Origin of the sequence: Fructobacillus tropaeoli, assembly GCF_001047135.2 — a bacterium.
Taxonomy (GTDB): Bacteria; Bacillota; Bacilli; order Lactobacillales; family Lactobacillaceae; genus Fructobacillus; species Fructobacillus tropaeoli.
In genome coordinates, this window is sequence record NZ_DF968079.1 from 87,830 (window position 1) to 111,690 (window position 23,861).

General features: G+C 44.7%; 23 protein-coding genes. 5 read left to right on the forward strand and 18 right to left on the reverse strand.

Features of this window, described 5'->3' with window-relative positions; genetic code table 11:
• Nucleotides 1-112: 112 nt before the first annotated feature.
• From glyS to AOQ32_RS02295, 11 genes are all read right to left on the reverse strand, one after another.
• On the reverse strand, nucleotides 113-2,170 hold the full coding sequence (gene glyS, locus AOQ32_RS02245; protein ID WP_059393401.1) for a glycine--tRNA ligase subunit beta: 2,058 nt from the start codon (nucleotides 2,168-2,170) through the stop codon (nucleotides 113-115).
• Nucleotides 2,170-3,117: a glycine--tRNA ligase subunit alpha gene (gene glyQ / locus AOQ32_RS02250; protein WP_059393402.1), complete on the reverse strand. Its 948-nt coding sequence runs from the start codon at nucleotides 3,115-3,117 to the stop codon at nucleotides 2,170-2,172. The genes glyS and glyQ overlap by 1 nt, the downstream gene beginning before the upstream one ends.
• Before the next feature lie 52 nt (nucleotides 3,118-3,169).
• Complete coding sequence (locus AOQ32_RS02255) at nucleotides 3,170-4,771, reverse strand: DUF2130 domain-containing protein (protein ID WP_059393403.1); 1,602 nt, start codon at nucleotides 4,769-4,771, stop codon at nucleotides 3,170-3,172.
• 296 nt (nucleotides 4,772-5,067) lie between these two features.
• Nucleotides 5,068-5,613, reverse strand: a complete 546-nt coding sequence (gene frr, locus AOQ32_RS02260; protein WP_059393404.1) for a ribosome recycling factor — start codon at nucleotides 5,611-5,613, stop codon at nucleotides 5,068-5,070.
• Nucleotides 5,613-6,338, reverse strand: coding sequence for a UMP kinase (gene pyrH, locus AOQ32_RS02265; protein WP_047974473.1), 726 nt, complete (start codon nucleotides 6,336-6,338; stop codon nucleotides 5,613-5,615). Before pyrH ends, frr begins: the two co-directional genes overlap by 1 nt.
• 97 nt (nucleotides 6,339-6,435) lie before the next feature.
• Complete coding sequence (gene tsf / locus AOQ32_RS02270; protein WP_059393405.1) at nucleotides 6,436-7,320, reverse strand: translation elongation factor Ts; 885 nt, start codon at nucleotides 7,318-7,320, stop codon at nucleotides 6,436-6,438.
• Nucleotides 7,321-7,438: 118 nt separating this feature from the next.
• Nucleotides 7,439-8,212, reverse strand: coding sequence for a 30S ribosomal protein S2 (rpsB, locus tag AOQ32_RS02275; RefSeq protein ID WP_047974475.1), 774 nt, complete (start codon nucleotides 8,210-8,212; stop codon nucleotides 7,439-7,441).
• 222 nt (nucleotides 8,213-8,434) lie between these two features.
• Nucleotides 8,435-9,262 (reverse strand): SPFH domain-containing protein, encoded by an 828-nt coding sequence (locus AOQ32_RS02280; RefSeq protein ID WP_059393434.1) that lies wholly within the window; start codon nucleotides 9,260-9,262, stop codon nucleotides 8,435-8,437.
• Nucleotides 9,263-9,318: 56 nt separating this feature from the next.
• Nucleotides 9,319-9,516 (reverse strand): hypothetical protein, encoded by a 198-nt coding sequence (locus tag AOQ32_RS02285; RefSeq protein ID WP_047974476.1) that lies wholly within the window; start codon nucleotides 9,514-9,516, stop codon nucleotides 9,319-9,321.
• 72 nt (nucleotides 9,517-9,588) lie between these two features.
• Nucleotides 9,589-9,885: a GIY-YIG nuclease family protein gene (locus AOQ32_RS02290; RefSeq protein WP_059393435.1), complete on the reverse strand. Its 297-nt coding sequence runs from the start codon at nucleotides 9,883-9,885 to the stop codon at nucleotides 9,589-9,591.
• A gap of 64 nt (nucleotides 9,886-9,949) precedes the next feature.
• Nucleotides 9,950-10,714 carry a tRNA1(Val) (adenine(37)-N6)-methyltransferase gene (locus AOQ32_RS02295; RefSeq protein ID WP_059393406.1) on the reverse strand — a complete coding sequence of 255 codons (765 nt, stop codon included), beginning with the start codon at nucleotides 10,712-10,714 and terminating at the stop codon, nucleotides 9,950-9,952.
• Nucleotides 10,715-10,783: 69 nt separating this feature from the next.
• On the opposite strand from AOQ32_RS02295, the gene AOQ32_RS02300 reads away from it, so the two are divergent.
• Entirely contained in the window at nucleotides 10,784-11,419 is a 636-nt protein-coding gene (locus AOQ32_RS02300) for a lysophospholipid acyltransferase family protein (RefSeq protein ID WP_059393407.1), read from the forward strand.
• 10 nt (nucleotides 11,420-11,429) lie between these two features.
• On the opposite strand, the gene AOQ32_RS02305 is transcribed toward AOQ32_RS02300, so the two are convergent.
• On the reverse strand, nucleotides 11,430-11,651 hold the full coding sequence (locus AOQ32_RS02305; RefSeq protein ID WP_047974479.1) for a YneF family protein: 222 nt from the start codon (nucleotides 11,649-11,651) through the stop codon (nucleotides 11,430-11,432).
• A 254-nt stretch (nucleotides 11,652-11,905) separates the two neighbouring features.
• Here AOQ32_RS02305 and lexA point away from each other — a divergent pair, with 254 nt between their 5' ends.
• Nucleotides 11,906-12,541 (forward strand): transcriptional repressor LexA, encoded by a 636-nt coding sequence (lexA, locus tag AOQ32_RS02310; protein ID WP_059393408.1) that lies wholly within the window; start codon nucleotides 11,906-11,908, stop codon nucleotides 12,539-12,541.
• 115 nt (nucleotides 12,542-12,656) lie between these two features.
• Here the strand turns inward: lexA and AOQ32_RS02315 are convergent, their stop codons facing one another.
• Together AOQ32_RS02315 and thrC are read right to left on the reverse strand one after the other, a co-directional pair.
• The gene (locus AOQ32_RS02315; protein ID WP_059393409.1) at nucleotides 12,657-13,748 is read right to left on the reverse strand and encodes an aspartate-semialdehyde dehydrogenase; all 1,092 of its coding nucleotides are present in this window, start codon (nucleotides 13,746-13,748) and stop codon (nucleotides 12,657-12,659) included.
• Between the two features lie 51 nt (nucleotides 13,749-13,799).
• The gene (gene thrC, locus AOQ32_RS02320; protein WP_059393410.1) at nucleotides 13,800-15,263 is read right to left on the reverse strand and encodes a threonine synthase; all 1,464 of its coding nucleotides are present in this window, start codon (nucleotides 15,261-15,263) and stop codon (nucleotides 13,800-13,802) included.
• A gap of 130 nt (nucleotides 15,264-15,393) precedes the next feature.
• Here thrC and AOQ32_RS02325 point away from each other — a divergent pair, with 130 nt between their 5' ends.
• From AOQ32_RS02325 to AOQ32_RS02335, 3 genes are read left to right on the forward strand one after another with little or no spacing between them, the layout of a single operon-like run.
• Nucleotides 15,394-16,644, forward strand: a complete 1,251-nt coding sequence (locus tag AOQ32_RS02325) for a homoserine dehydrogenase (protein ID WP_059393411.1) — start codon at nucleotides 15,394-15,396, stop codon at nucleotides 16,642-16,644.
• Nucleotides 16,638-17,519, forward strand: coding sequence for a homoserine kinase (gene thrB / locus AOQ32_RS02330; RefSeq protein WP_059393412.1), 882 nt, complete (start codon nucleotides 16,638-16,640; stop codon nucleotides 17,517-17,519). The genes AOQ32_RS02325 and thrB overlap by 7 nt, the downstream gene beginning before the upstream one ends.
• 57 nt (nucleotides 17,520-17,576) lie before the next feature.
• Nucleotides 17,577-18,926: an aspartate kinase gene (locus tag AOQ32_RS02335; RefSeq protein ID WP_059393413.1), complete on the forward strand. Its 1,350-nt coding sequence runs from the start codon at nucleotides 17,577-17,579 to the stop codon at nucleotides 18,924-18,926.
• A gap of 189 nt (nucleotides 18,927-19,115) precedes the next feature.
• Here AOQ32_RS02335 and AOQ32_RS02340 read toward each other — a convergent pair whose 3' ends face one another.
• From AOQ32_RS02340 to AOQ32_RS02355, 4 genes are all read right to left on the reverse strand, one after another.
• On the reverse strand, nucleotides 19,116-19,472 hold the full coding sequence (locus tag AOQ32_RS02340) for a YlbF family regulator (protein WP_059393414.1): 357 nt from the start codon (nucleotides 19,470-19,472) through the stop codon (nucleotides 19,116-19,118).
• 49 nt (nucleotides 19,473-19,521) lie between these two features.
• Nucleotides 19,522-21,597: a PBP1A family penicillin-binding protein gene (locus tag AOQ32_RS02345; protein WP_059393415.1), complete on the reverse strand. Its 2,076-nt coding sequence runs from the start codon at nucleotides 21,595-21,597 to the stop codon at nucleotides 19,522-19,524.
• Between the two features lie 71 nt (nucleotides 21,598-21,668).
• Nucleotides 21,669-23,360, reverse strand: a complete 1,692-nt coding sequence (argS, locus tag AOQ32_RS02350; RefSeq protein ID WP_059393416.1) for an arginine--tRNA ligase — start codon at nucleotides 23,358-23,360, stop codon at nucleotides 21,669-21,671.
• Nucleotides 23,361-23,599: 239 nt separating this feature from the next.
• Nucleotides 23,600-23,854 (reverse strand): hypothetical protein, encoded by a 255-nt coding sequence (locus tag AOQ32_RS02355; RefSeq protein WP_059393417.1) that lies wholly within the window; start codon nucleotides 23,852-23,854, stop codon nucleotides 23,600-23,602.
• Nucleotides 23,855-23,861 lie beyond the last annotated feature (7 nt).

Here is a 23,861-nt window from a genome sequence, read left to right on the forward strand (position 1 = left end):
ACTAATTTTTTCACTAAAACTAATCTTAAAATAAACTTCATCTTTTACAATCAAATAAAAAGGAACCCCATTAGGGTTCCTTTTTATTTGTAAAGTAAACTTATAAGTTTACTTATTTAATCACAATTTGTTCAATATCACCCAGACCAGCAATCAACTTGTCCAAGGCATTCAACTGGGCATAACGGTTGTTCTTAATTGCCTTTTTCTTATCGTTAACCAATGTGTTTTCAAAGTAAGCAGCGATTGGTTCTTGCAATGTAGCCAACGCTTGATACAATGCTTCCGCACCCTGATTTTCCAATTCAGCCAAGTTCAAATCCTTGCTTACTTCGTACAAAGCCTTTTCTTGGTCGTTCTCAAGCAAGTCAGGCTTAACGGCAGCCTCAATTCGTTCCTTACTTGCCAAGCGACTTACCCGAGACAAGGCTTCCATCACATCGCGGAAGTTAGCATCCTTTGCGTGCTTTGCCAAGACCTCTGTTCGATCAGCCACGTAAACCAAATCACCAGTGACCACGTTGGCCGTTCCAGCAGAAACAATGTCCGAACGAACGCCGGCATCGGCGGCCTGCTTCTTGACACGGTCCGTCAAGAAGGTAATGACCTGTGCCAAATCAGCATCGGCTACGTCCTTGTTTTGGTCCTTGAAGTTGGTCAAGACGGACAAAAGATCTAAGTGCCAATCATGCGCTTCAAGTGTCCGCACCACCCCAGTTGCTGCTCGACGCAAACCATAAGGGTCGTTGGCACCAGATGGAATCAAATCGGCCGCAAAGAAGGTCACGATAGAATCGAGCTTATCGGCAACGGCTAATACCGCTCCAATTTTTGAATCAGCGACTTCACCAGTAGCTGAAGTTGGCAAATAATGCTCCAAAATCGCATGGGCAACAACATCATTTTCACCAAAGAGCTTGGCGTAATGTTCACCCATCACACCCTGCAATTCGTCAAATTCGCCGACCATGCCAGTCATCAAATCGAACTTATAAATTTCAGTAGCCCGGTTCAAATCAGACAACTCTTCGTACGACAGCCCCAGCGCCTGGCCTAATTGGGCAGCCAAAGCCCGTACGCGAACCATGTGTTCGTAGACAGTACCAATCTTCTCATGGAAGACCAGCTTCTTCACGCGGTCCATGTAATCGTCAATCGACTTTTGTTGGTCTTCTTGGTAGAAGAAGACGGCGTCTTCCAAACGAGCAACCAAGACCTTTTCGTTTCCGGCCACAACGTTAGCTAAGTTTTCTTCGTTTCCATTGCGGACAGAAAGAAAGTGTGGCAACAAGTCACCCTGATCATCCGTCACAAAGAAGAAGCGTTGATGGTCACGCATCGAGGTTACCAAGACTTCCTTTGGCAAATCCAAGTACTTTTGGTCAAAGTTACCGGCAAAGGCCGTTGGCCATTCAACGATGTTGTTAACTTCTTCCAAAAGGTCTTGTGCCTGATCAGTCGTCAAATCCAAGTGCCAGTTTTGGTCCTGGGCAATCTTTTCCAACTGTGCTTGAATGGTTGCCTTACGCTTAGCTGCATCAGCCATAACAAAGGCATCTTGCAACGTCTGCTCGTAATCAGTGGCACTCGCAATCGTCACGTTTTCCGTTGATAGGAAACGGTGACCACGAGTTGTTTGACCTGTTTGAACGTCCAAAACAGAAAAATCAACTACATCCTGGTCCAAAAGAGCCACTAACCAGCGGATTGGACGGATGTAAGAGAAGCTATGGTTACCCCACTTCATATAAGTTGAGAAGGTCATTTTTTCAACAACCTCAGCGCCCAACTTTGCCAAAATTTCAGCAGCTGGCACACCAGCAATTTCAGTTTTGGCCCACAAGTAGCCGTCTTTTTCAATCAAGGCTTCTGGTGTGGTCTTCTGTCCACGAGCAAATCCTTGAGCAGCCTTTGACCAGTCACCGTTTTCGTCCTTAGCACGATCAACGGCTGGTCCACGCTTCTCTTCTTCAACAGCCTTTGAACCGGCTGCCAAACCAGTCAATTCAACAGCCAAACGCCGTGGCGTTGAGAATGGCTTCATTGCTTCATAATCGAGTCGGTGTTCGTCTAAGAAATCAGAAACTCGGTCGACCAGCTGCTTTTCAGAGCTCGTTACCAAGTGGGCTGGCATTTCTTCCAAACCAATTTCTAAAATAAAATCTGCCATTAGTCCTGATCCTCCTTCTTGGCGTACTTTCCCTTAGCGCCCAAGTACTTTTCACGTAATGCCTCATCCTTCAACAATGGGAAGCCAAGCTTAGCTCGTTCTTCGATAAAGACCTTTGAAACCTTTCGAGCCATTGTCCGAATTCGGTGCAAATAACCAGCTCGTTCCGTAACGGAAACCGTTCCCCGCGCATCCAACAGGTTAAAGGTATGAGAAGACTTCAAAATATAGTCATAGGCTGGGTGAACCAAGCCTAATTCCAAATTATGCTGTGCTTCCTTTTCATAATCATCAAAGTGTTGGAGCAACATTTCCTGATTTGACTCCTCAAAGGCATACTTTGAGTGTTCGTATTCTGGCTCTTTGAAAATATCACCATACAAAACGCCGTGACCCCATTCCAAATCATAAACCGTTGGCACGTCTTGAATGTAAGAAGCTAATCGTTCCAAACCATAGGTGATTTCAGCAGTAACAGAATCAACTTCGATTCCACCAACCTGTTGGAAATAAGTGAACTGAGTCACTTCCATCCCATCCAACCAAACTTCCCAACCAATTCCGGCAGCACCCATCGAAGGGTTTTCCCAGTTATCTTCAACGAAACGAATGTCGTGTTCCAAGGGCTTAATGCCCAAGGCTTCCAAAGAAGCGAGGTATAATTCCTGAATGTTATCAGGTGAAGGCTTCATTACCACCTGGAATTGGTGGTGTTGGAACAGACGGTTAGGGTTGTCACCATAGCGACCATCGGCTGGTCGCCGTGAAGGCTGAACATAGGCTGCTCGCCAAGGTTCTGGACCGTTAGCGCGCAGGAAGGTGTAAGGACTTTGAGTTCCTGCCCCAACCTCGTTGTCATAAGCCTGCATCAAGTTGGCACCCTTTTCGGCCCAAAACTCTTGCAGTGTCAAAATAATGTCTTGTACTGATAATTTTTCACTGGACATAAGTCTTTCCTTTATTCTTTCATCATTAAAATTTTAAAACGCTGTGACGAATTTACGGCTTTCCTTCACCGTCTTGGTCCGCTTTTAAATCAGCAAACTTCGTCGTCATGGTTGGATTATTCTTGGTCAATTTTTTGACGGTCAAATCCTCCAACTTATTGTTAGCAAGACGAATCTGATTTTCAGAAGTCGTCAGACTCTTTTTCACGTTTTCCATCTGGCTAATCGCTCGGTCAATCTGTTCGATTGCCTTTTGGAAGTTATTCGCGTAAGAATTATAATTTTTAGCAAAGCGGTCTTTGAAAGCCGTGATATTGTCTTCAAAGTTCGTAATATCAATGTTTTGATTTCGTTCTTCAATCAGCGCTCGCCGATATTGGAGGGAATCCAAAGCCGCGTTGCGCAAGAGACCGATAAAATGGACAAAGAATTGTGGACGGATAACGTACATTTTCTCGTAGTCCGGCACCTGAACAATTCCGGTGTTATAGTACTCGTTATCGGCTTCCAGCATCGAAACCAAAACGGCATATTCCGTTTTCTTTTCTCTGCGGTCCTTATCCAGTTCTTTAAAGAAATCAGCGTTCTTATGCTTCTGCTCAGTCGCATCCGCCTCATTTTTCATATCAAACATGATGGAAATAAATTCAACATCATCTTGATAATCACGAAAGATAAAATCACCCTTCGAGCCGGATTGTTTTGAAACCTCGTTGTCCTTCTCAAAGTAAGCATTGGGAAAGGCGTAAGGGCGAATTTTATTAAATTCCTGGTGAGCGTAAACTTCCAGGCTTTCGCCAATCTCCTTGGTTGACTGCCGAGCCTTAAAGTCCTTATAGAACTCGACCTGCTCCTGAGCCGCCTGCAATTGCGCATCGTAGTCCGACTTCACCTTCGCCAAGGCTAGTTCTTGGTCGCGACCCTGATTTTCAACCTGATTTTTCAAATCATCCAGTTGCTTTTCTAGCTCCTGTCGATTCTGACCGGCCTGGTCCTTCTCAGCCTGGTAGGTGCTCTGCAGGTTTTCCTTTTGTTCAGCCAGCGCCAGTGCCTTGTTAGCAGCTTCTTGGTCCTTAAACGCATCCAGCTGTGAACGTAACTGCGTCAGTTGCTCTTGCAGCTCCGTCTTTTCTTTTTGGGCCGCATCCTTCTCGGCTTGCTTAGCTTTTTCCAGCGCTAAATCAGATTTTTGCTTTTCCTGGTCCAACTGTGCCTGTAGCTGTAATAATTGGTCATGCAGCTGATTTTGTTCCTTCTGTGCCGCATCCTTTTCAGCCTGCTTGGCCTTTTCCAGTGTAAAATCAGCCTTCTGTTTTTCCTGGTCCAACTGCGCTTGCAGCTGGGTCAATTGATCATGCAGTTGGTTTTGTTCCTTTTGGGCCGCGTCTTTTTCAGCCTGCTTGGCCTTCTCCAGTGCTAAATCAGCCTTCTGCTTTTCCTGGTCAATTTGTGCTTTGACCAGGTCTTGCTGACTCTTTTCCCAATCGACCTTTTCCTGAGCTAATTTTTCATCAATGGCCGTTTGCACAGCCACTCCCAGTTGACTCGTATCAACTTGGAGTTCGTCTTTCAAATCCAGGGTATCACCGGCATGGCCGTCCTCGTTTAAAACCAAAACCGTGTCCGACTCCAAATGATACTTCAGCTTTGCCATAAAGTCCTCCTTATCCGACAAAAAAACCGCGGTTAACAGCCCCAATGTCAAAATTTGACATCAGGACGCTAACGCGCGGTTCCACCTGATTTCCAACGGCCAATTGCTCAGTCGTTGACACTTTCACGGTTCTCAGCTCACCGGGTGCCAAACCGGGTCAAAGCCTTAAACTAATCTATCCATATTATGCCGATTTTTCTGAAAAAGGTCAAGAAAAAACTCGTTAAAAACAGAAAAAGCCCACCAGCCAAATGACTTGCAAGCCTTTACAGCAATCATCTTTGACCTAACAGTCCTTAGATCTTCAACAATTCTTTTTCTTTTTCCGCAGCAATTTCATCGATTGCCTTGGTGTTTTCGTCCGTTAACTTTTGAGCCTGGTCTTCGGCATCGTGAACTTGATCTTCGGTCATATCCTTGTCCTTCTTGATGGCATCCATGGCATCACGACGAACGTTACGAACGGCAACCTTCGCCTTTTCGGCTTCGGCCTTCACGTCCTTAGCCAATTCCTTACGACGTTCTTCCGTCATCTGTGGAATGGCCAAACGGACAATATTACCGTCAGAAGCTGGGTTCAAGCCTAAATCAGAAACGTTAATCGCCGTCACGATGGCTTCCAAGGCATTCTTGTCAAATGGTGTGATCAAAAGCAAGCGTGCTTCTGGCACTGAAATTGAAGCAACTTGGTTCAACGGTACCATCGCACCGTAATATTCTACTTCTACTCGGTCCAAAATTCGGGGATTTGCCCGGCCCGTCCGAATTTCTGCTAATTCACGACGCAAAGCTTCTTGAGCGCCCTGCATCCGTTCTTTTGTACTTGTAAAATCAAAAGCCATTATTTTTCTCCAGTCACTGTGGTTCCGATTGCCTCACCCTTGATGACCCGTTCGATGTTACCAGGTTGGTTCAAGTTAAAGACAACAAGTGGCATGTTGTTTTCCATTGAGAGGGATGAAGCGGTTGAATCCATAACCTTCAAGCCCTTTTGAATGATATCCAAGTGCGTCAAAGTTGTAAACTTCTGGGCATCTGGGTTTGTATTTGGATCTGAATCATAGACACCATCAACACCGTTCTTTGCCATCAAAATTGCATCGGCATTAATTTCGTTTGCCCGTAAAGCAGCCGTTGTGTCCGTTGAGAAGTATGGTGAACCAGTTCCTGCAGCAAAGATCACAATCCGACCCTTTTCAAGGTGACGAATGGCGCGGCCACGGATGTAAGGTTCCGCAATCTGTTGCATCGTAATCGCCGTTTGAACGCGAGTGTCAACACCGGCACGTTCCAAGGCATCTTGAAGGACCAAAGCATTCATGGTCGTTCCAAGCATTCCGGTATAATCGGCGCGTGACCGCTCCATCCCAACACGGGCAGCGGGTTCGCCACGCCATAGGTTACCGCCACCAACAACGATGGCAATTTGAGTGCCCATATCATGGACTGCCTTGATTTCCTTGGCAATTTGGGCGACTGTCTCCAGGTCAATCCCCTGACCCTTAGCACCAGCCAAGGCTTCGCCTGACAGCTTCATTAAAACTCTTTTATACTTTGTATCCGTCATGGTTTTCCTCTTTCTTATCGCTATCTATTATAGCAAAAATGTAGTCATCAATTCCAAAAAAAAAGCACCCAAATCTTGGGATACTTTTTGGAAGAACTTAGTTGTTGATTTGCTTAGCAACTTCTTCAGCCAAGTTTGTTGTTTGCTTTTCGATACCTTCACCAACTTGGTAGCGAACGAATGACTTAACCGTCATGTCGTTTTGCTTAACGAAATCAGCAACCTTTTGGTCACCATTCTTAACAAAGTCTTGATCCAACAAAGTGATGTCAGCCAAGAACTTCTTGATCCGTCCTTCAACCATCTTTTCCTTGATGTTGTCAGGCTTGCCATTCAAGTCTTCAGAAGCCAATTGAACTTCCTTTTCCTTAGCAACAACATCTGCAGGAACTTGGTCATCAGAAACGTACTGTGGAGCAATAGCGGCGATGTGCATGGCTACGTCACGGGCTGCTTCTTCGTTTGAACCAGTCAAAACTGCCAAAGCAGAGATTGAACCACCCATGTGTGAGTAAGCACCGAAGACTTCACCGTCAGTCTTTTCAGCAGTAGCGAAACGACGCAAAGTAATCTTTTCACCAGTAATCTGAGAAACGTTGATGATCTTGTCGTTAACAGTCCGGTCTTCTTCACCAGCAACTGGCAAAGCCAAAGCAGCTTCAACGTCTGCAGGTTGCTTTTCCAAGATTGTCTTAGTAACAGCAACTAACAAGTCATTAAATTCCTTGTTACCAGCAACGAAATCAGTTTCTGAGTTCAATTCGATGATGGCAGCCTTGTTGCCTTCAGTCATCACGTAAGTCATACCTTCGGCAGCAACACGGTCACCCTTCTTAGCGGCCTTTGCCATTCCCTTTTCACGCAACAAGTCGATTGCCTTTTCGATGTCGCCTTCAGCTTCAACCAAAGCCTTCTTGGCATCCATCATTCCAACAGATGTCTTATCACGTAATTCCTTCACTAACTTTGCAGTAACAGCCATGCAAATGCTCCTTTAGCTTCTTTATTGTCTTTTAACAGTCTCTAGTATAGCATAAAAAAAGCCGTTCAGCGTCCCAAGCAGGTCCACCGGAACGGCAAATCAATAAACTAATTTCAACTTAGTTGTCTTTTTCAACGATTGTTGTGATTTCTTCGATTGATTCCGTGTTTTCGTCACCTTCGATGAAAGCATCTTCAGCAGCGTTGTCTTGACCTTGACGGCCTTCGATAACGGCATCAGCCATCTTAGCAGTGATCAAACGGATGGCACGGATAGCGTCATCGTTTGCAGGAATCTTAACATCAACATCGTCAGGATCGGCGTTTGTGTCAATCATAGCAACAACAGGAATGTTGAGCATGTTGGCTTCCTTAACGGCGATTTCTTCCTTCTTAGGATCAACAACAAACAAAACATCTGGCAAGTCTTGCATGTCTTCGATTCCACCCAAGAACTTTTCCAACTTTTCACGTTGCTTGTTCAACAAGACAACTTCCTTCTTAGGAAGTTGTTCGAAAGTACCGTCTTCGGCCATTGCCTTCAAGTCCTTCAAACGTTGAACACGTGTCTTGATTGTGTTCCAGTTAGTCAAAGTTCCACCCAACCAACGGTGGTTGATGTAGAATTGACCCGCACGCGTTGCTTCTTCAGCGATTGCATCAGATGCTTGCTTCTTAGTACCAACAAACAAGATGTTAGCGCCATCAGCTGAAGCGTTACGAATAAAGTTGTAAGCTTCGTCAATCAACTTAACAGTCTTTTGCAAGTCGATGATGTGAATGCCGTTACGTTCCGTAAAGATGTATGGTGCCATCTTTGGGTTCCAACGACGAGTTTGGTGTCCAAAGTGAACCCCTGCTTCGAGGAGTTCCTTCATTGTAATAACTGCCATAGTGGCCTCCTAGGTTTAACCTCCGGTAAATTCTTGGTCCGTGCTGACAAATGATGAATCACTTGCACCTGCACGTTCTCGTTTACCGTGTGTATTTTCGTTGTATTCACAACAGATATTAGTTTACTAAGGTTTTGACCGAAAAGCAAGGATTTTTCTGATTTTTAACTAGTGAAAATCAGTCCAAAGAAAAAGCCAGCCATAACTGGCTGGCAAATATTCTTAATCTTGTTCTTTAGCTAATTCTTGACCCAAAGTTTTGGCCAAAACAGCACTTTGCCCAGTTTGGTCCAAATCCGCACCATTCGTGACAATCAAGTTGGCATCTGACTTAGCCAAAGTCTCGAAAGCATTAATCGACTGGTTATTGAAATAGTTTTGGTCCGCGTTCTTCAAAGCGGCCTGAACTTTATCAATCCGGTAACTTTCGGCATCCGCCTTTGTTCGCGTCGCCTCGGCGTTGGCCTTAGCAGTGGCAATCAAAGCCTCGTTATTAGCCTTTGCGCGCAGTTCGATGGACTTGGCCTCACCTTCCGCTTGCGAAATAGCTGCCACTCGTTCTCGATCTGCCTTCAGTTGCGTATCCATTGAAGACTGGATAGCTGCACTGGGCTTCAATTCATCAATATTAATCCGATCAACGTTAATACCATAGGTATTCGTTAAATCACCGATTGCCTCGGCCAAATCCTTATTGATTTGACTCGTTGACCCCAGGGCCTCATTCAATTCCATCCGGCCAATGATGTCGCGCAAGTGGCCTCGAACCAATTGTTGCATCGATTCAATCGAATTCGTGTTTTCATATGAATATTTCACAGGGTCTGTGATATGGAAGTTCAGCGTCACCGTAGCCCCAATATCAGCGTTATCCTTGGTAATAACTGAATAACCAGCCAACTTCAATGGCTGCAAGGCCAAGGAAACAGTCCTGATTTTTTGTACCAAAGGCAAACGGAAATTCAAACCTGTCTGCCTTGTCGAAGAATACTTACCCAACGTTTCCAAAAGGCCAACACTATTTTGTGGCACAATCTTAAAGGAAACCAGGGCCAAAACGCTCACAACAATGATGACAATCACCAAAATCGACATAAATACCGTCCTTACTTTTTCTGGAGGATTAAGACGTTCCCCTCGGCACGCTTAATCACATAGGTTTCTTCTGGGACCACATTAGTCCCTGAAGCTAAATCATAGTGATAAAAATTGCCAATAACCTTCACTAACTTCTCTCTTGGGTCACAGTCTTTAAAAGACACTTGGCGCCCAATAATATTGTTTAATTCAAAAGTAGTAATCATTATTTGCCACCTTCAATTCAAATGATTTATCCCATTTTATCATGAATTAAGGGTCTCATAAAGTCCCTCTACCTATTTTTGCCAAATTGTCGAATCTACTTCTCGTTCTATTAGAAAGGCTTCTTTTTGTGGGCGGCTCAGGTGCTTAAATTTAGCCTCGGCCGAAAGGGCATCGTGCTTATTAGCAAATGTTTCTTGGTAAATCAGCTGTAATGGATGTCTGGACTTCACTCGAGTAAATTTAGCTCCCTTCCCCGCCTGATGGACTAAAAAACGGCGGTGGGCATCATCGGAAAAGCCACCATAGAAATAGCCGTCTGCCGTGTAGAGCACATAAAAATCATAAGTTTTGTCATGAACATCCGTCATGATTCCCATCTCCCTCCTCGAAGGTTATCAAAATCCCCTCCTCGCGTAACCACCAATAATTGGCTTACAACTGCCAAGGTTGCCCGTACAAAATTTCTTGGACCTGGGGCGTGTATTCGTCGTTTGCTGTATAGGCAATAATTGGTGGCAAAATCCGAACACCACCCGGCTTCCCCGCCTTAATCGCTTCTACCAAGACCATGTTTGCCTCGCGGTCGGCCTTGCCATATACAAACTGAATCCGTTTGACCGCTAATTTTCGGGCAGAAAGGGCAGACATAATGTCCTCCAACCGGTCTGGTCGATGAACCAAATAAAATTTACCGTTATTCTTTAACAACTTATTGGCAACTTGCGCTAAACGAGGCAAATCGATGGCGATTTCATGCCGGGCCAGCTGGTAGTGCTCATCAAGGTTTTGCTTTGTCTTTTCATTCACGGAAAAATAAGGTGGATTGGACAAAACAGTGTCCACTGAACCAGGCTTAATATCCGCAAAAATTTCCTGCATATCGGACTGAATCACACTCACGCGGTCTTCCAAGTGGTTTAAAACAACCGAGCGTTGTGCCATTTCCGCTAAGTCTTGCTGCAGCTCGACTAGTTTTACCTGGCCAGTGACCTTGGCGGCATAAAAGAGGCCAATCGCTCCCGTTCCTGCCCCTAAGTCGACCGATAGTCCTCGCCCCTTTTGTTTGGGTTTAGCAAAATATGCCAACAATACTGCATCCAACGAGTAAGAGAACATATCTGGATTTTGGATAATTTGAATCTGTTGTGATGGCAAGCCGTCGAGTCGTTCACCTGCTCGTAATTCTTCTGCTTCCATAGTCTGTTGCAATCTTTCTTTAAAGTAAGTAAAATTATTCTGTTAAGTCAATTAGAAAGGGACAAGCAGATGTTATTCTATCGCTTTATCCGGGTCTTTACAGTGACCTTTGTGGCCATTATTAATGGTCGCGTTACCTATCTTCACAAGGAGCGCCTACCAAAAAACGAAAACTACGTTTTGGTCGGACCACACCGTTCTTGGTGGGATCCCGTTTGGTATGCCATGGCGGCCTATCCAAAGCGCTTCATCTTTATGGCCAAGAAGGAGCTTTTCAAAAATCCTGCTTTGCGCGCCTTGATTACCACTTTGGGGGCCTTTCCAGTTGATCGGCGCAATGTCGGTACCGATACTATCAAATATCCCGTCAACGAGTTAAAGAACGGCAATCGCTCACTCATCATGTTTCCAACTGGATCACGACATTCTCAAAAGTTAAAATCAGGATCAATCCTGATTGCCAAGCTTTCAAAGAAGCCGATTGTTCCAGCAGTTTATCAAGGTCCCGTGAAGTTTTCACACCTATTTAAACGCAATAATACCACAATTAATTTTGGTGAACCAATTGTGATTGACCCTAAGGCCCGCTTGACGGACGAAAAAATTGCCGAATACAATCAGAAGATTCAAGAATCCTTTGATGCCTTGGACAAAGAAATCGATCCCAACTGGGTTTACATCGATCCAAAAGCACAAAAAAAATAAGCCGCTTGGCTTATTTTTTTTGTGCTTTGGCGTTTTGTGCCTTCATTTGAGCCATCATCTGATTCAACTTCTTTTGTGATGGCTTCTGGCCCATTGACATCATCATGGACTTCATCATTTCTTCTGAAATGGGTGGGTTCTTTGCCAAGTATGACTTCATCGTAAAGCGGGCCAAGAAAAATCCCCCAACCAAACCAACGACCAAAGCCAAAATTCCAACTAATACAACCATTATTGGTCTCCTTTAACTACGAAAATCTATAAGATATTATAGCATAAAGGCAAGCAAGACAGTATCTTTTTACAAAAACAGTGGAAAACAGGTCGATAACTTGAACAAAATGTTTCTTTATCCACTATTTTAAATTTAATCCCCATTTTGTAATAAAATTTAATATTTCTTAAGGTTTTTTCGCGAACATTTGTTTGCTTTTCAGGTTAAAATTCGCTAAGATAAACGTAGTAAATACAGGTAGGAAAGTACATATGGCAAGTTCTGATTCAAAACAAATTCAAGTCTTGAGATTTATTCATGACTATCAAGGTAAAAACGGTTTCCCACCCACCATTCGGGAAATTGGTGAAGCAGTCGGCCTATCTTCTTCTTCAACCATCCACGGTCACATTGCCCGTTTGATTAAAAATGGCTACCTCGAGAAAAAAGGAGAAGGGACCAAGGCACGTGCTATTGAAGTAACACCAGCCGGCTTTGAAATCCTTGGCATTTCGGCCACTTCCGGTAAGATTCCGGTCTTAGGACTGGTAACAGCCGGTCAACCGATTTTAGCCGTCGAACAAGAAGCAACCGAGTTCTTCCCCATTCCAGAAAATCTGATTCCCTATGATGGTGACCTCTTTATGCTGAATGTTCGTGGTGAATCCATGATTAACATCGGTATTTTGGATGGCGACAAAGTAATCGTCCGTCGTCAACAAAATGCCGACAACGGCGATATCGTTGTGGCCATGAACGAGGACAACGAAGCCACGGTTAAGCGTTTCTTCCAAGAAGGTGGTCACTACCGCCTTCAGCCAGAAAACGATACAATGGCTCCCATCATCTTGGAATCTGTTTCCATTTTGGGAAAAGTTGTTTCCCTTTACCGCGACGCGATTTACTAAAAACAAACTTGCCTAAAGGCCCTACTACATTTTTGTAGTAGGGCCTTTTTTATTAGCAAAATAAGAACACTAAAAAAGCCACCAATTCGTTCGTTGGTGGCTTTTTCAAAACTATTTATGCAAAAGTTGAGTCAGCTGGTACGCGAACCAAGTCCATTTCAACCAGTGTTTGGGCAATTTCAACCGTGTTCCAGGCAGCACCCTTCAGCAAGTTGTCTGAAACAACCCACAAGTGGAAGGCACCCGGATTTTCCAAATCAGGACGAATGCGGCCCACAAATGTTTCACGCTTACCTTCAGCCAAAAGAGGTTGTGGGTAAGTTTGTGTAGCTGGGTCATCCTCAATAATCACATTATCAACGGCACCGATTGCCTGACGAATCTGATCAGTTGTGACCTTCTCATCGCCAGTATCGATATAAACACTTTCACCGTGACCAATCATGACTGGCACACGAACAGCCGTACCAGTCACTTTGATGGCCTTAGCATTCTTGTCACCCAAGATAATCTTCTTCGTTTCGTGGATCATCTTGTATTCTTCGTGTGTGTAACCTTCTTCTTCGAAGACATCAATCTGTGGCAACAAGTTAAAGGCTAATGGAAAATGCTTTTTATCACCCTTCACCGGCAGGACATGGGCCAATTCTGCCATGTCGTCACCCAACAAACGCGCCTGAGCTTCAGCCAAAACTTCGTCCATCGCTGCCTTTCCAGCACCAGAAGCCGCTTGATAAGTGGAAATAATCACCTGGTTCAAGCCGAATTCTCGGTAAACTGGGTCAAGCGCCATCACCAATTGCGTCGTTGAGCAATTAGGATTGGCAATGATTCCTTGATGATCCTTTAGAGCAGCGGCGTTAACTTCAGGCACAACCAATGGCACCTGATCGTTCATTCGCCAGTATGAAGAGTTATCGACCACAACAGCACCAGCCTTAACGGCAGCCGGAGCCAAAGCCTTTGAGGTAGATCCACCGGCTGAGGCCAAAACAATATCAACACCTGCAAAGGAATCTTCAGTTGCTTCTTCGACCGTTAATTCTTGGTCCTTAAAGCTGATTTTTTGACCGGCTGAACGAGCAGAAGCTAAGGCCTTGACTTCACCAACCGGAATTGTTGACTGGGCCAACTGGTCCAAAATTCGACGTCCAACAGCACCCGTTGCACCGAGCACTGCTACATTATAGGCTGTCTTTGCTACCATAAAAAAATTCTCTCTTTCTTTTTAAATGACATAATAAACAACAGAAGAAAATCAGTCTGTCTTCAAGGCGCTTTCAATCTGCTTTTGAATATCAGCTGCCTGGATAAACGTCCGATGACGAACAGGTCGCTGGAACAAATCCTTCACTTGGTCAGGAACTTGTGTTTTGGTTGCTACTGCCAAAGCAGTCAAGCCCCCTTCACCACCAACAACTTCTTCGCCAAGTGCCTCAAGAACCGTTTGTGGGAACTTATAGGGGCTAGCAGTTGCGGCCAAAAGGGTTTGATGACCATCGTCGTTGTATTGATAAACGGCTACAGCCGTATGAGGATCAATCAAATAACCAGAAGAAAGGAACGTCTTTCGTATCGTTTCTTCTACCTGTTCTTGATTGGTCCAACCAGCAGAAAACTTCGCTAAACCAGATCTCGTTTTTTCTGCCAATTGATACTGGCCTTGACTTCGCAAGTCTGCCATATCTTTTTTGATCAAATCAGCATCCTGCCCGCCAGCAAAGTACAACAGGCGCTCTAAGTTTGACGACACCAAAATATCCATAGCCGGTGCGTTCGTCACCTTGAAGTCACGGTTTTTATTATATACCCCTGTTTGGAATAATTCTGTTAAAACATGATTTTCGTTCGAAGCGACCGTAAAATCAGCCACCGGCAAACCAATTTGACTAGCATAATAAGCTGCTAACATGTTCCCGAAGTTACCAGTTGGGACAAGCACGTCAATTTCTTCACCAGGCTTAATCTGACCTTTTTCAACCAATTGGCCATAACCGTAAAAATAATAGACGATTTGTGGAACCAAACGACCGATATTAATTGAGTTCGCTGAAGAAATTTGAATATCTTCTTCCTTTAAGAAAGCAGCAAAATCTAAATCACCCAAAAGGCGCTTAACCGCCTGCTGAGCATCATCAAAATTGCCCTCTATCCCGTAAACATAAGTGTTCTTTCCAGGTTCAGAAACCATCTGCTGACGCTGAATGTCCGAAACTCCGACTTGTGGGTACAAAACTGCAATTTTTGTACCAGGTACATCTGCAAATCCAGCCATCGCTGCCGTACCAGTATCACCGGAGGTCGCCGTTAAGATGGCAATCTCCTTATCAAGGCCTTCCTTCTTAGCCGCCGCAATCACTAAGTGAGGCAGGGCCTGAAGGGCAATATCTTTGAAGGCCAATGTCGGACCATGAAAAAGCTCCAAATAGTGCAAATTGTTCCCAGCATCTTTGACCGGCACAATTTTATCGGTATCCCATTGGCTACCATAAGCTGCCTGTACAACGGCTTGAATCTCTGCTTTTGTAAAATCTGGCAAAAAAGCAGCAAAAATTTCAGTCGCCAAATCCTGGTAGGATTGTTGACCAATGGTCTTTAAATCCAAGTTCAAAGTCGGCCACTGATTTGGCACGTACAAACCACCATCCGGTGCTAAGCCCTGGAGGATGGCCTGGGCGGCAGAAACAGCAGGGGCTTCTCCCCGGGTCGAGACATATTCCATGACGTACTCCTTCAATCTCATTGATTTCTAATGATATTATAACAAAAACATTCCTTTTTAGGCGGGAAAATGGTAAAGTTAATAGGAAATTATCCTTACTTGACAGTAAAAAACGATAGAAGGAGTCATCATGGAAGTTAAGATTGGCCTTTTTGGCTTAGGAACAGTTGGGATGGGCTTGTTAACCATCTTAGAGGAACAAAAAGAAAAAATCAGTGAAAATACTGGTTTAGACCTGACCGTAAAAACCGCGATGGTCTCTTCTTTAACCAAGGACCGCCCTGGTTTAAGCTCCACCATCCAACTGACCACCGACCCAAAGGACATCTTAGATGATCCAGAAATTGATTTGGTTGTCGAAGTTGCCGGTGGTACTGGCTCCGCTAAAAACTGGATTAAGTCCGCTTTGGCAAGTAAAAAGCCGGTTATTACGGCCAATAAGGACCTGATTGCGACCGCTGGAGAAGAGCTCCTTGACTTAGCAAACAAAGCGCAGGTGCCCCTCTTATATGAAGCAGCCGTTGCCGGTGGAATTCCAATTATCGGTACGCTACGCGAATATTTCCGTACCGATACCATTCGCTCATTAGCGGGGATTGTGAATGGTACAACCAACTACATGTTAACTCAAATGGCCGATAATGATCTATCCTACGAAAAGGCCTTAAAGCAAGCACAAGACCTTGGCTTTGCCGAAGCGGATCCCACAAATGATGTCGCTGGCTACGATGCCGCTTACAAGGCCATTATCTTGGCCCGTCTGGTCTTTGGATTGGAGGCCGGATTAAAGGACATTCAAATTACCGGTATTCAAAAGATTACGGATGAGGACATCGCTGCCGTTAAAACACTTGGTGGCCAACTCAAGCTTCTTTTCCGCATCGATCAAATCAGTGCCGATTCAGTGGCCGTTATCGCTGCTCCCCAGGTTGTACTACCACAATCGCCTCTGTCACAGGTCCACAATGAGAATAATGCTATTGCAGTGAACAGTGATAACCTCGGTCAAACGCTTTTCTATGGCCCTGGGGCTGGTGCACGCCCAACGGCCCAAGCCGTCTTAGCCGATATTTTGGCTGCCGCAACGGCACCAAAGGACGCTAAGCAACCGTTGCCAGAAAGGGAAATGACATTAGCTGGCGAACGAGCTCAAGCCTATTGCTGGATTCTGAATACAACTGGTGCAAACAATGTTAGCCAAGACACCAAGGACGAACTCCGTTCATTGATTGTTCGTCAAGCCAGCCACGAAAATAACCGGCTTGGTTCTCAGCTCGTCCTTTATACCAAAGAAATGTCCAAAGATCAGCATGACGCCCTTCTTGACGCCTTAACAACTAATCGGACATTAGCAAAGGAGTTTGTGATTTATCCATGCTAACCATCACTGTACCCGCAAGTTCTGCCAATCTTGGTCTTGGCTTTGATTGTCTTGGACTTGCATTAAACCTTAATTTAACCGTAACCGTTGGTCCAAAAACTGATACTTGGCAAGTGGATCACCCATTTGGCGCAGATATTCCAAACGATGAAACCAATCTCATTGTTCAAACTGCTCGACTCGTTGATCCAGATATTACACCTCACCAACTAATCGTTAAAAGTGACATTCCACTGGCTCGTGGTCTTGGATCTTCCTCATCAGCATTAGTGGCCGGCCTTTTCTTGGGGCACTACTTAGTCGATCAAACGATTGATCGCAATCAGATTCTGCAAGAAGCAGCAGCCCTTGAAGGCCACCCTGATAATGTAGCGCCAACTATTTTAGGTAGCCTACAATTAACGGACGATGAGCAAGCCGGTGTAAATGCCACTGCCCTTCCACTGCCCAAAAACTTAGTAGCGGTAACCTTCATCCCAGACTACCCATTAAAAACGGCAGAAGCAAGAGCAGCTTTGCCTGCGACCTTACCACTCAAAACAGCTGTTCACCAAAGCCAACACCTGGCGAACTTGGTTGCTGCTTGCTACTTAGGTGACCAAAAGCGGTTGATGAATTTGGTAGAAGAAGATCAAATGCATGAGCCCTACCGGGCTGATTTGGCACCGGAATTTTTACAAATTCGTGCTTTAGCACACAGCCTTGGCTTAGCGGGAACATACCTGTCGGGAGCTGGACCGACAGTTGTCTCACTTGTTGAGCAAGAAAACGCTGACCAGTTACTTGAAGCCATTAATGGTCTCAAGCTGAATGGCACAGCAACCATTTTAGCTGTCCAACACACCGGTGCCACCCTCACAGGTTCATTGGACTAAAGGCACACATTCTGTTTTGATTTATGAAAGGAGTGCCGGTTTCTTACCGGCAGTATTATGAAAGTAACAAAATTCGGCGGTTCCTCTTTAGCAACTGGAGCCCAGTTTGAACGCGTCATCGATATTTTAAATCAGGATGAAGGCCGTCAGGTCGTTGTGACCTCCGCCCCTGGTAAGGCAAAAGAATTTCCAATCAAGGTTACCGACCTCTTGATTCGCTATGCCAACGAAACTATCAACGATGAGGATGCTACTGAAACGGTCTTAGCGTTAAAGGAACGCTATCAGACCATTGCCGACCACTTTAACCTCGACCAGGAGGTTTTCCAAACGATTCCTGACCAACTTGATCAATTGGCAAATCATCATTATCGCTCCTACTCTTATTTGCGAGCTGCCTTTGCCGCCCATGGCGAGTATTTAAACGCGCAATTACTAGCCTTGATTCTGCAAGCTAAAGGTGAAAAGGCAGTCTTCGTCGATCCAAAACAGCTTCATATGGAAACCGATGCGACAACCGCAACTCTAAATGAAGAAGCCACTTATCGAGACCTTGGTGCCTTTGAAATCAAAGATGATACCCGTTATATTTTCCCCGGTTTCTTTGGTTACAATGACCGTGGCGAGATGGTTACCTTTTCTCGTGGTGGTTCCGACATCACCGGTGCGATTTTAGCTCGCGGCTTAATGGCAGAAGTCTATGAAAACTTTACAGACGTCTCTGCTATTTACGCCGTCAACCCCCGGTTGGTCAGCCACCCAGCAGCTATTAAGAACATGTCTTATAGTGAAATGCGAGAATTATCCTACGCTGGCTTTGCCGTCTTCCACGATGAAGCCATTATCCCAGCTATTCAAGCTCAGGTACCAATTAACGTCAAAAATACCAATGACCCAACTGCTCCTGGTACTTGGATTGGCCCAGCCGAACAAAATAAACCGGAACGCCGTGTAACAGGAATTGCCGCTTCAGACAATTTCTGTGCCCTTTACCTGCACCGATACCTGTTAAACAAGGAAATCGGCTTTACCATGCGCATTCTAAAAATTTTAGACCGGCATGGCGTTCCTTACGAACACATGCCTTCTGGAATTGATGATTTAACGATTATCTTCAACAAAAAGAGCCTCAATAAGGAACAAATCGAACAAATCCAAACAGATATTGAGCGTGAATTGTCCCCCGATACAATGGCTTGGCATGATGACTTTGCCATTATCATGGTTGTCGGTCAAGGAATGATTAACCGTGTTGGTGCCTTTACCGAAATCGTTACACCACTAAAGGACGCCGGTATTTCGTTGCAGATGGTGAACCAAGGTGCTTCTGAAATTTCAATTATGCTTGGTGTCGAATCCAAGGACGTTGATAACGCGGTCAAAGCCATTTATCACAACATCTTTTAAATCAAAATTAGTTTAGGCAAGACCATTGCACCACGATGGTCTTGCTTTTTTTTGCCCTCGGTTAAATTAGACGGTTAAGGTTTGCAAATCACACAAAAAAGAAGCCAAAACCTTTGGTAAGTTTGGCTTCTAATAGAAAAAGGCCGAACGGTTAAACCATTCAGCCTTTTTCTGATTTATTCGAACAAATTAAGCTTGTTGTACTTTGGCGTATGACTCAGACACAGGCTTTGTAACGATTTCGTTGATTTCACCCAACAACGTGTTCAAAATCTGTTCTGCGGCCATCAAGTCCTTAATCTTGTCGTTTTCTTGGACTTGCTTAGCGACAGCATCCCATTCCTTTTCTTGGTCAGGAGTAGGTTGTTGCTGTGCTTGCATCATTTGTTGCACAGTCATTTGGATTGCCTGGAATTGCTTAAACAAATCCTTCGCAGCATCATCGCCTTGAACTGCGTCAAAGGCAGTTTGCCATGACTTATATTGATCAGTTTCGACCAAAACCTTAGCCATTTCGTTTGCGTTATCGTAAATGTTAACTGTCATTATTATCCCTTTCAAATGCAAATCGGAGTAGTGAAATCACTAATAATTTCTATTTAAATGCTCCTGTAATAGTATCCCATACTTTAGCCGCACCAGCAACTGTGGTATTCACACCGTTACTAAAGTTATTTGCTGCGTTCGTGAACCAATTTGATGATGAAGATGATGAAGTATTAGTATTGCTAGTGTTCGTTTGACTAGCGTCTGAAACACTAAAGTTATCACCTGTCGTATTTGGTAAAATTTGACCCAATGAAGTCTTCACGAAGTAACCAATTGTCCCCATCAAGCCGATTGGTAGAGAACTTGTATTGTCGCCTTCCAAACCTTCCCAAGAAACTTGAACGATATCCTTGGTATAAGCCACAGCCCATGAATCCTTTGAGGAGTTCGCATTGTTTGAATCATTAGGATTTTCAGTAGTTCCAGTTTTACCGGCAATCTTATAACCAGATGGTGCTGCACCCGTTCCAGTTCCGCTGGTATAGGTACCAAGCATCATTTTTGTCATATTATCCGCAACTGATTTTGAAATCACTTGCTTTTGAGTTACCTTTGGCTGAGCCACAATCACCTTGCCAGAAGAATCAACAATTTTGGTAATATAGTGGGCTTGTGACATCGTTCCACCGTTTGCAAAAGCCGTATAGGCGGACGCCATTTGAGATGGTGACACACCAGTCGTCAAACCACCAAGGGCCAAAGCATAGTTTTTATCTGCATCAACCAGTGGCAAGCCAAACTTCTTACCAGAGTCCCAACCAACATTTACACCTAACTTATTCAGCAAATAAACAGCTGGAATATTGTAAGAATGCTCTAAGGCCACGTACATTGGTACATCGGCCGTTTCGACATTCAGCGCATTATTTGGCGAATAATTATTCGTACCAAAAGTCATCTTCTTATTAGGTAACTTGGTATTAATACTGTAACCAGCTTCCAATGCTGGCGCGTAAACAACCAAAGGCTTAATAATGGATCCGGGCTGCAATTGTGACTGAGTGGCACGGTTAAAGCCACGGAAAGTATGTTGGGTTTCACGGCCACCAATAACGGCTCGAACACCACCTGTCTTAGCATCTAAGACAATCGAAGCCGCCTGTGACTGTGACTGATTTCCAAAGAGACTACTCTTTTGGAAATCGTTTTGCATGTTTTCCTGGTCTTTTTGGTTCAGGGTTGTATAGATTTTATACCCCCGGTTCATGATGTCTTTTTCGTCCAAACCATACTTATTGACGGCTTCGTTAATCACGGCATCAAAGAACCATGGATAATGATACGACTCATCACCCGTATAGTTGTCATGCAGCACAATGTCAGTTGCCTGGGCAGCCTTTTCCTGCTCCTTAGTCAACTTCTTGTTTTCATACATTGTCTGCAAAACCAAATTTCTTCGAGCCTTCGATCGATCTGGATTATCGATTGGGTTAAAGCCAGATGGATTCGTCAGCATACCGGCCAAAGTAGCTGCCTGTTCGGTTGTCAAGTCCTTGGCGTGAACACCGAAGTACTTCTCTGAAGCATCTTCAACCCCCCAAACACCATGACCAAACCATGCATTATTCAGGTACATCGTCAAAATCTGATTTTTCGAATAAACCTGTTCAACTTGCATGGACAAGAAAATTTCTTTGGCCTTTCGAGTGAAGGTTTGCTCTTGAGTCAAATAGGCATTTTTTACCAGTTGCTGAGTGATCGTTGACCCACCACCAGAGATGACATGTGAACCGGTCAAGCGGTTACGAACAAACAAGTATGCTGCTCGACCAAGGCCAGAAACGGAGAACCCGTGTTCCTTATAAAAGTTACGATCTTCAATCGACAAAACGGCATCGCGCATGTTCTGTGAAATCTGATCATATTTAACATACGTACCCTTTTGCGAGTACAACGACCCAGCGTAGTTATTCGAACTATCGTAGATATTCGTCGTTTGTGACAGTGATGATTCTAGCTTTTGTACATGCGTCGTCTTGGCCATCGTCACTAAGTAGACTGAGGTCACTAAGAACAGCGACATAAAAATCAGAATCAGAAGTCGACCGATTTGATAGCGGTTCCAAGTCGGGGCCGTTCGTTTCCAAAAGGCTGTATTTTTAAGTGAAAATTTTGCTTTCATCCGTTTTCCTTTAACCAACAGGGCTCATGCCTGCCGCATAACGCACAGGTGGTCACCGATAAAAAGAGTTTTTACATTTCCTTTGGTGCTTGCACACCAAGAATTGAGAGTGCAATTGTCAAAGTCGTGGATACGGCCTTAACCAAAGCGAGACGACCATTCAAGTTTTCATCTTCTGCCAAAATCTTAGAATTAGCATAGTACTTATTGAACGAGCGAGCCAGCGTTAATGCATATTTAGCAATCACTGATGGTTCGCGGTGGTCAAAGGCCCGCGCAACAGTATCAGGGAAGTTCGCCAAAGTCGTGACAATGTCCCATGTTTGCGGATCATCAAGGCTGATTTGTCCTTCGTCAACGGCAACGCCAGCCTTCCGGAGGATTGATTGGGCCCGTGCATTCGTATACTGCACGTATGGTCCGGTATCCCCTTCAAAGCGAACGACTTCACCAAGGTTAAAGTCAAAGTTGTTGGTCCGGTCATTCATCAAATCGTGGAAGACCACCGCTCCAGCACCGACTTCTTCGGCAACCTGGTCTTTATTGGCCAAATCAGGATTTTTTTCGTTAATTTGTGAAAGAGCAAGCTCGTGGGCATCATCCAAAACATCCTTTAGCAAGACAACGTCACCCTTACGAGTTGACATCTTCTTACCGTTAAAGGTAATCAAACCAAAGGAAATGTGTTCAACATCATCTGCCCATGGTAGGCCAAGCAAAGTCAAAACAGCCTTCAACTGGACAAAGTGCTCACGCTGTTCGCCACCAACGACATACAAAGACTTCGCAAAATCATAAGTTTCCTTACGGTAAATGGCCGCTGCCAAATCACGAGTCATGTACAAAGTAGCACCATCAGTTCGCTTAATCATCGCTGGGGTCAAGTTCTCATTGATTGAGGACAAGTCAACGATTTGCGCCCCTTGTGATTCCTGCAAGAGGTTCTTTGCTTCCAACATATCAACAACCTTATCCATCTTGTCATTGTAGAAAGCTTCCCCATTAAAGGAATCAAATTCGATACCCAAACGGTCATAAATTTCCGTAAATTCCTTCAATGATTCCTCACGGAACCAGGCCCATAAGCGCTTCGCCTCTGGGTCGCCATCTTCAAGCTTTTTAAACCAAGCACGACCCTCATCATCCAATGATGGGTCTTCCTTCGCCTTATCGTGGAATTCCACATAGTACTTCAAAAGAGTAGCAATTGGGTCGGCCTTAACTTCTTCTTCCGATCCCCATGTCTTATAAGCGTAAATCAGCTTACCAAACTGGGTTCCCCAGTCACCAAGATGATTAATTTTAACTGGCTGGTAACCATTTTCTTCAGCTAAGTTCGCCAAAGCATTGCCAATCACTGTTGAACGCAAGTGTCCCATTGACATTGGCTTAGCAATGTTTGGTGATGACATATCCAAAGCGATGTTTCGCCCCTGACCTCGGTCATTCTTTCCGTATTGGTCGCCAGCAGTCAAAACAGCGGTCAATGTCTCTTGTGTCATCGCCTTCTTATCCAAGAAGAAGTTGATGTAAGGGCCAGTTGCGACAACCTTTTCAAAGCCACTTTGGTCGATTTGTTCGACAAGGTCGGCCGCAATTTGCTGTGGGGCCTTCTTTAAGACCTTTGCCAAAGTAAAAGTTGGAAAGGCCAAGTCACCCATCTTAGTATCCTTGGGCGCTTCCACCTTGCTTGCGATTTCTTCAGCTGTCATGTCAGGTAGGACCGCCTGTAAGGCGGAAGTCACTGCTTGATTCGTTGCCATTGTATTATCCTTTTATTAAAAATTTCACTATCTTGCAAAAGAGGACTCGTCTCTTATTAACCAAAGAGACGAGCCCTGCCCGCGGTACCACTCTAATAGCCATGCTGGCCACTTTGTTATCAAATTTTGAGCAGAAAAAGCCGCGCGGGCCAGGGCCAGCCCTTAACTCACACTAACGTTAAGGTCACTGCAAAGCTGGGCACCTGCCTTCTATCTTTTTCAATTACAACCAGGATGTCTTATTCAGACTTTTCGTCCTGGGGTGCTGCCTTGATGACTTCCACATCGGCCATTCGAACAACAGCGCGGTGGTTCATTTCATTGACGGCTGGTTGGTCGGCTGGATCATTTTCGATGATTTCGACCAACAATGCATTTTCGTAAACCTTTTCAACCTTACCGGTAAAGGGGTTTTCAAGGTTCCCGTATGCTGGGGCGAGCAACTCATCCCCCACGTGATACTTGGATTCTTGCTTTTCGTCTTCCTTGCTCATCACAGCC

Coding starts and splice junctions, on each gene's coding strand:
- glyS (WP_059393401.1), bottom strand. CDS start 2,170: ATGGCAGATTTTATTTTAGAAATTGGTTTGGAAGAAATGCCAGCCCAC.
- glyQ (WP_059393402.1), bottom strand. CDS start 3,117: ATGTCCAGTGAAAAATTATCAGTACAAGACATTATTTTGACACTGCAA.
- AOQ32_RS02255 (WP_059393403.1), bottom strand. CDS start 4,771: ATGGCAAAGCTGAAGTATCATTTGGAGTCGGACACGGTTTTGGTTTTA.
- frr (WP_059393404.1), bottom strand. CDS start 5,613: ATGGCTTTTGATTTTACAAGTACAAAAGAACGGATGCAGGGCGCTCAA.
- pyrH (WP_047974473.1), bottom strand. CDS start 6,338: ATGACGGATACAAAGTATAAAAGAGTTTTAATGAAGCTGTCAGGCGAA.
- tsf (WP_059393405.1), bottom strand. CDS start 7,320: ATGGCTGTTACTGCAAAGTTAGTGAAGGAATTACGTGATAAGACATCT.
- rpsB (WP_047974475.1), bottom strand. CDS start 8,212: ATGGCAGTTATTACAATGAAGGAACTCCTCGAAGCAGGGGTTCACTTT.
- AOQ32_RS02285 (WP_047974476.1), bottom strand. CDS start 9,516: ATGATTACTACTTTTGAATTAAACAATATTATTGGGCGCCAAGTGTCT.
- AOQ32_RS02290 (WP_059393435.1), bottom strand. CDS start 9,885: ATGACGGATGTTCATGACAAAACTTATGATTTTTATGTGCTCTACACG.
- AOQ32_RS02295 (WP_059393406.1), bottom strand. CDS start 10,714: ATGGAAGCAGAAGAATTACGAGCAGGTGAACGACTCGACGGCTTGCCA.
- AOQ32_RS02300 (WP_059393407.1), top strand. CDS start 10,784: ATGTTATTCTATCGCTTTATCCGGGTCTTTACAGTGACCTTTGTGGCC.
- AOQ32_RS02305 (WP_047974479.1), bottom strand. CDS start 11,651: ATGGTTGTATTAGTTGGAATTTTGGCTTTGGTCGTTGGTTTGGTTGGG.
- lexA (WP_059393408.1), top strand. CDS start 11,906: ATGGCAAGTTCTGATTCAAAACAAATTCAAGTCTTGAGATTTATTCAT.
- AOQ32_RS02315 (WP_059393409.1), bottom strand. CDS start 13,748: ATGGTAGCAAAGACAGCCTATAATGTAGCAGTGCTCGGTGCAACGGGT.
- thrC (WP_059393410.1), bottom strand. CDS start 15,263: ATGGAATATGTCTCGACCCGGGGAGAAGCCCCTGCTGTTTCTGCCGCC.
- AOQ32_RS02325 (WP_059393411.1), top strand. CDS start 15,394: ATGGAAGTTAAGATTGGCCTTTTTGGCTTAGGAACAGTTGGGATGGGC.
- thrB (WP_059393412.1), top strand. CDS start 16,638: ATGCTAACCATCACTGTACCCGCAAGTTCTGCCAATCTTGGTCTTGGC.
- AOQ32_RS02335 (WP_059393413.1), top strand. CDS start 17,577: ATGAAAGTAACAAAATTCGGCGGTTCCTCTTTAGCAACTGGAGCCCAG.
- AOQ32_RS02340 (WP_059393414.1), bottom strand. CDS start 19,472: ATGACAGTTAACATTTACGATAACGCAAACGAAATGGCTAAGGTTTTG.
- AOQ32_RS02345 (WP_059393415.1), bottom strand. CDS start 21,597: ATGAAAGCAAAATTTTCACTTAAAAATACAGCCTTTTGGAAACGAACG.
- argS (WP_059393416.1), bottom strand. CDS start 23,360: ATGGCAACGAATCAAGCAGTGACTTCCGCCTTACAGGCGGTCCTACCT.
- AOQ32_RS02355 (WP_059393417.1), bottom strand. CDS start 23,854: ATGAGCAAGGAAGACGAAAAGCAAGAATCCAAGTATCACGTGGGGGAT.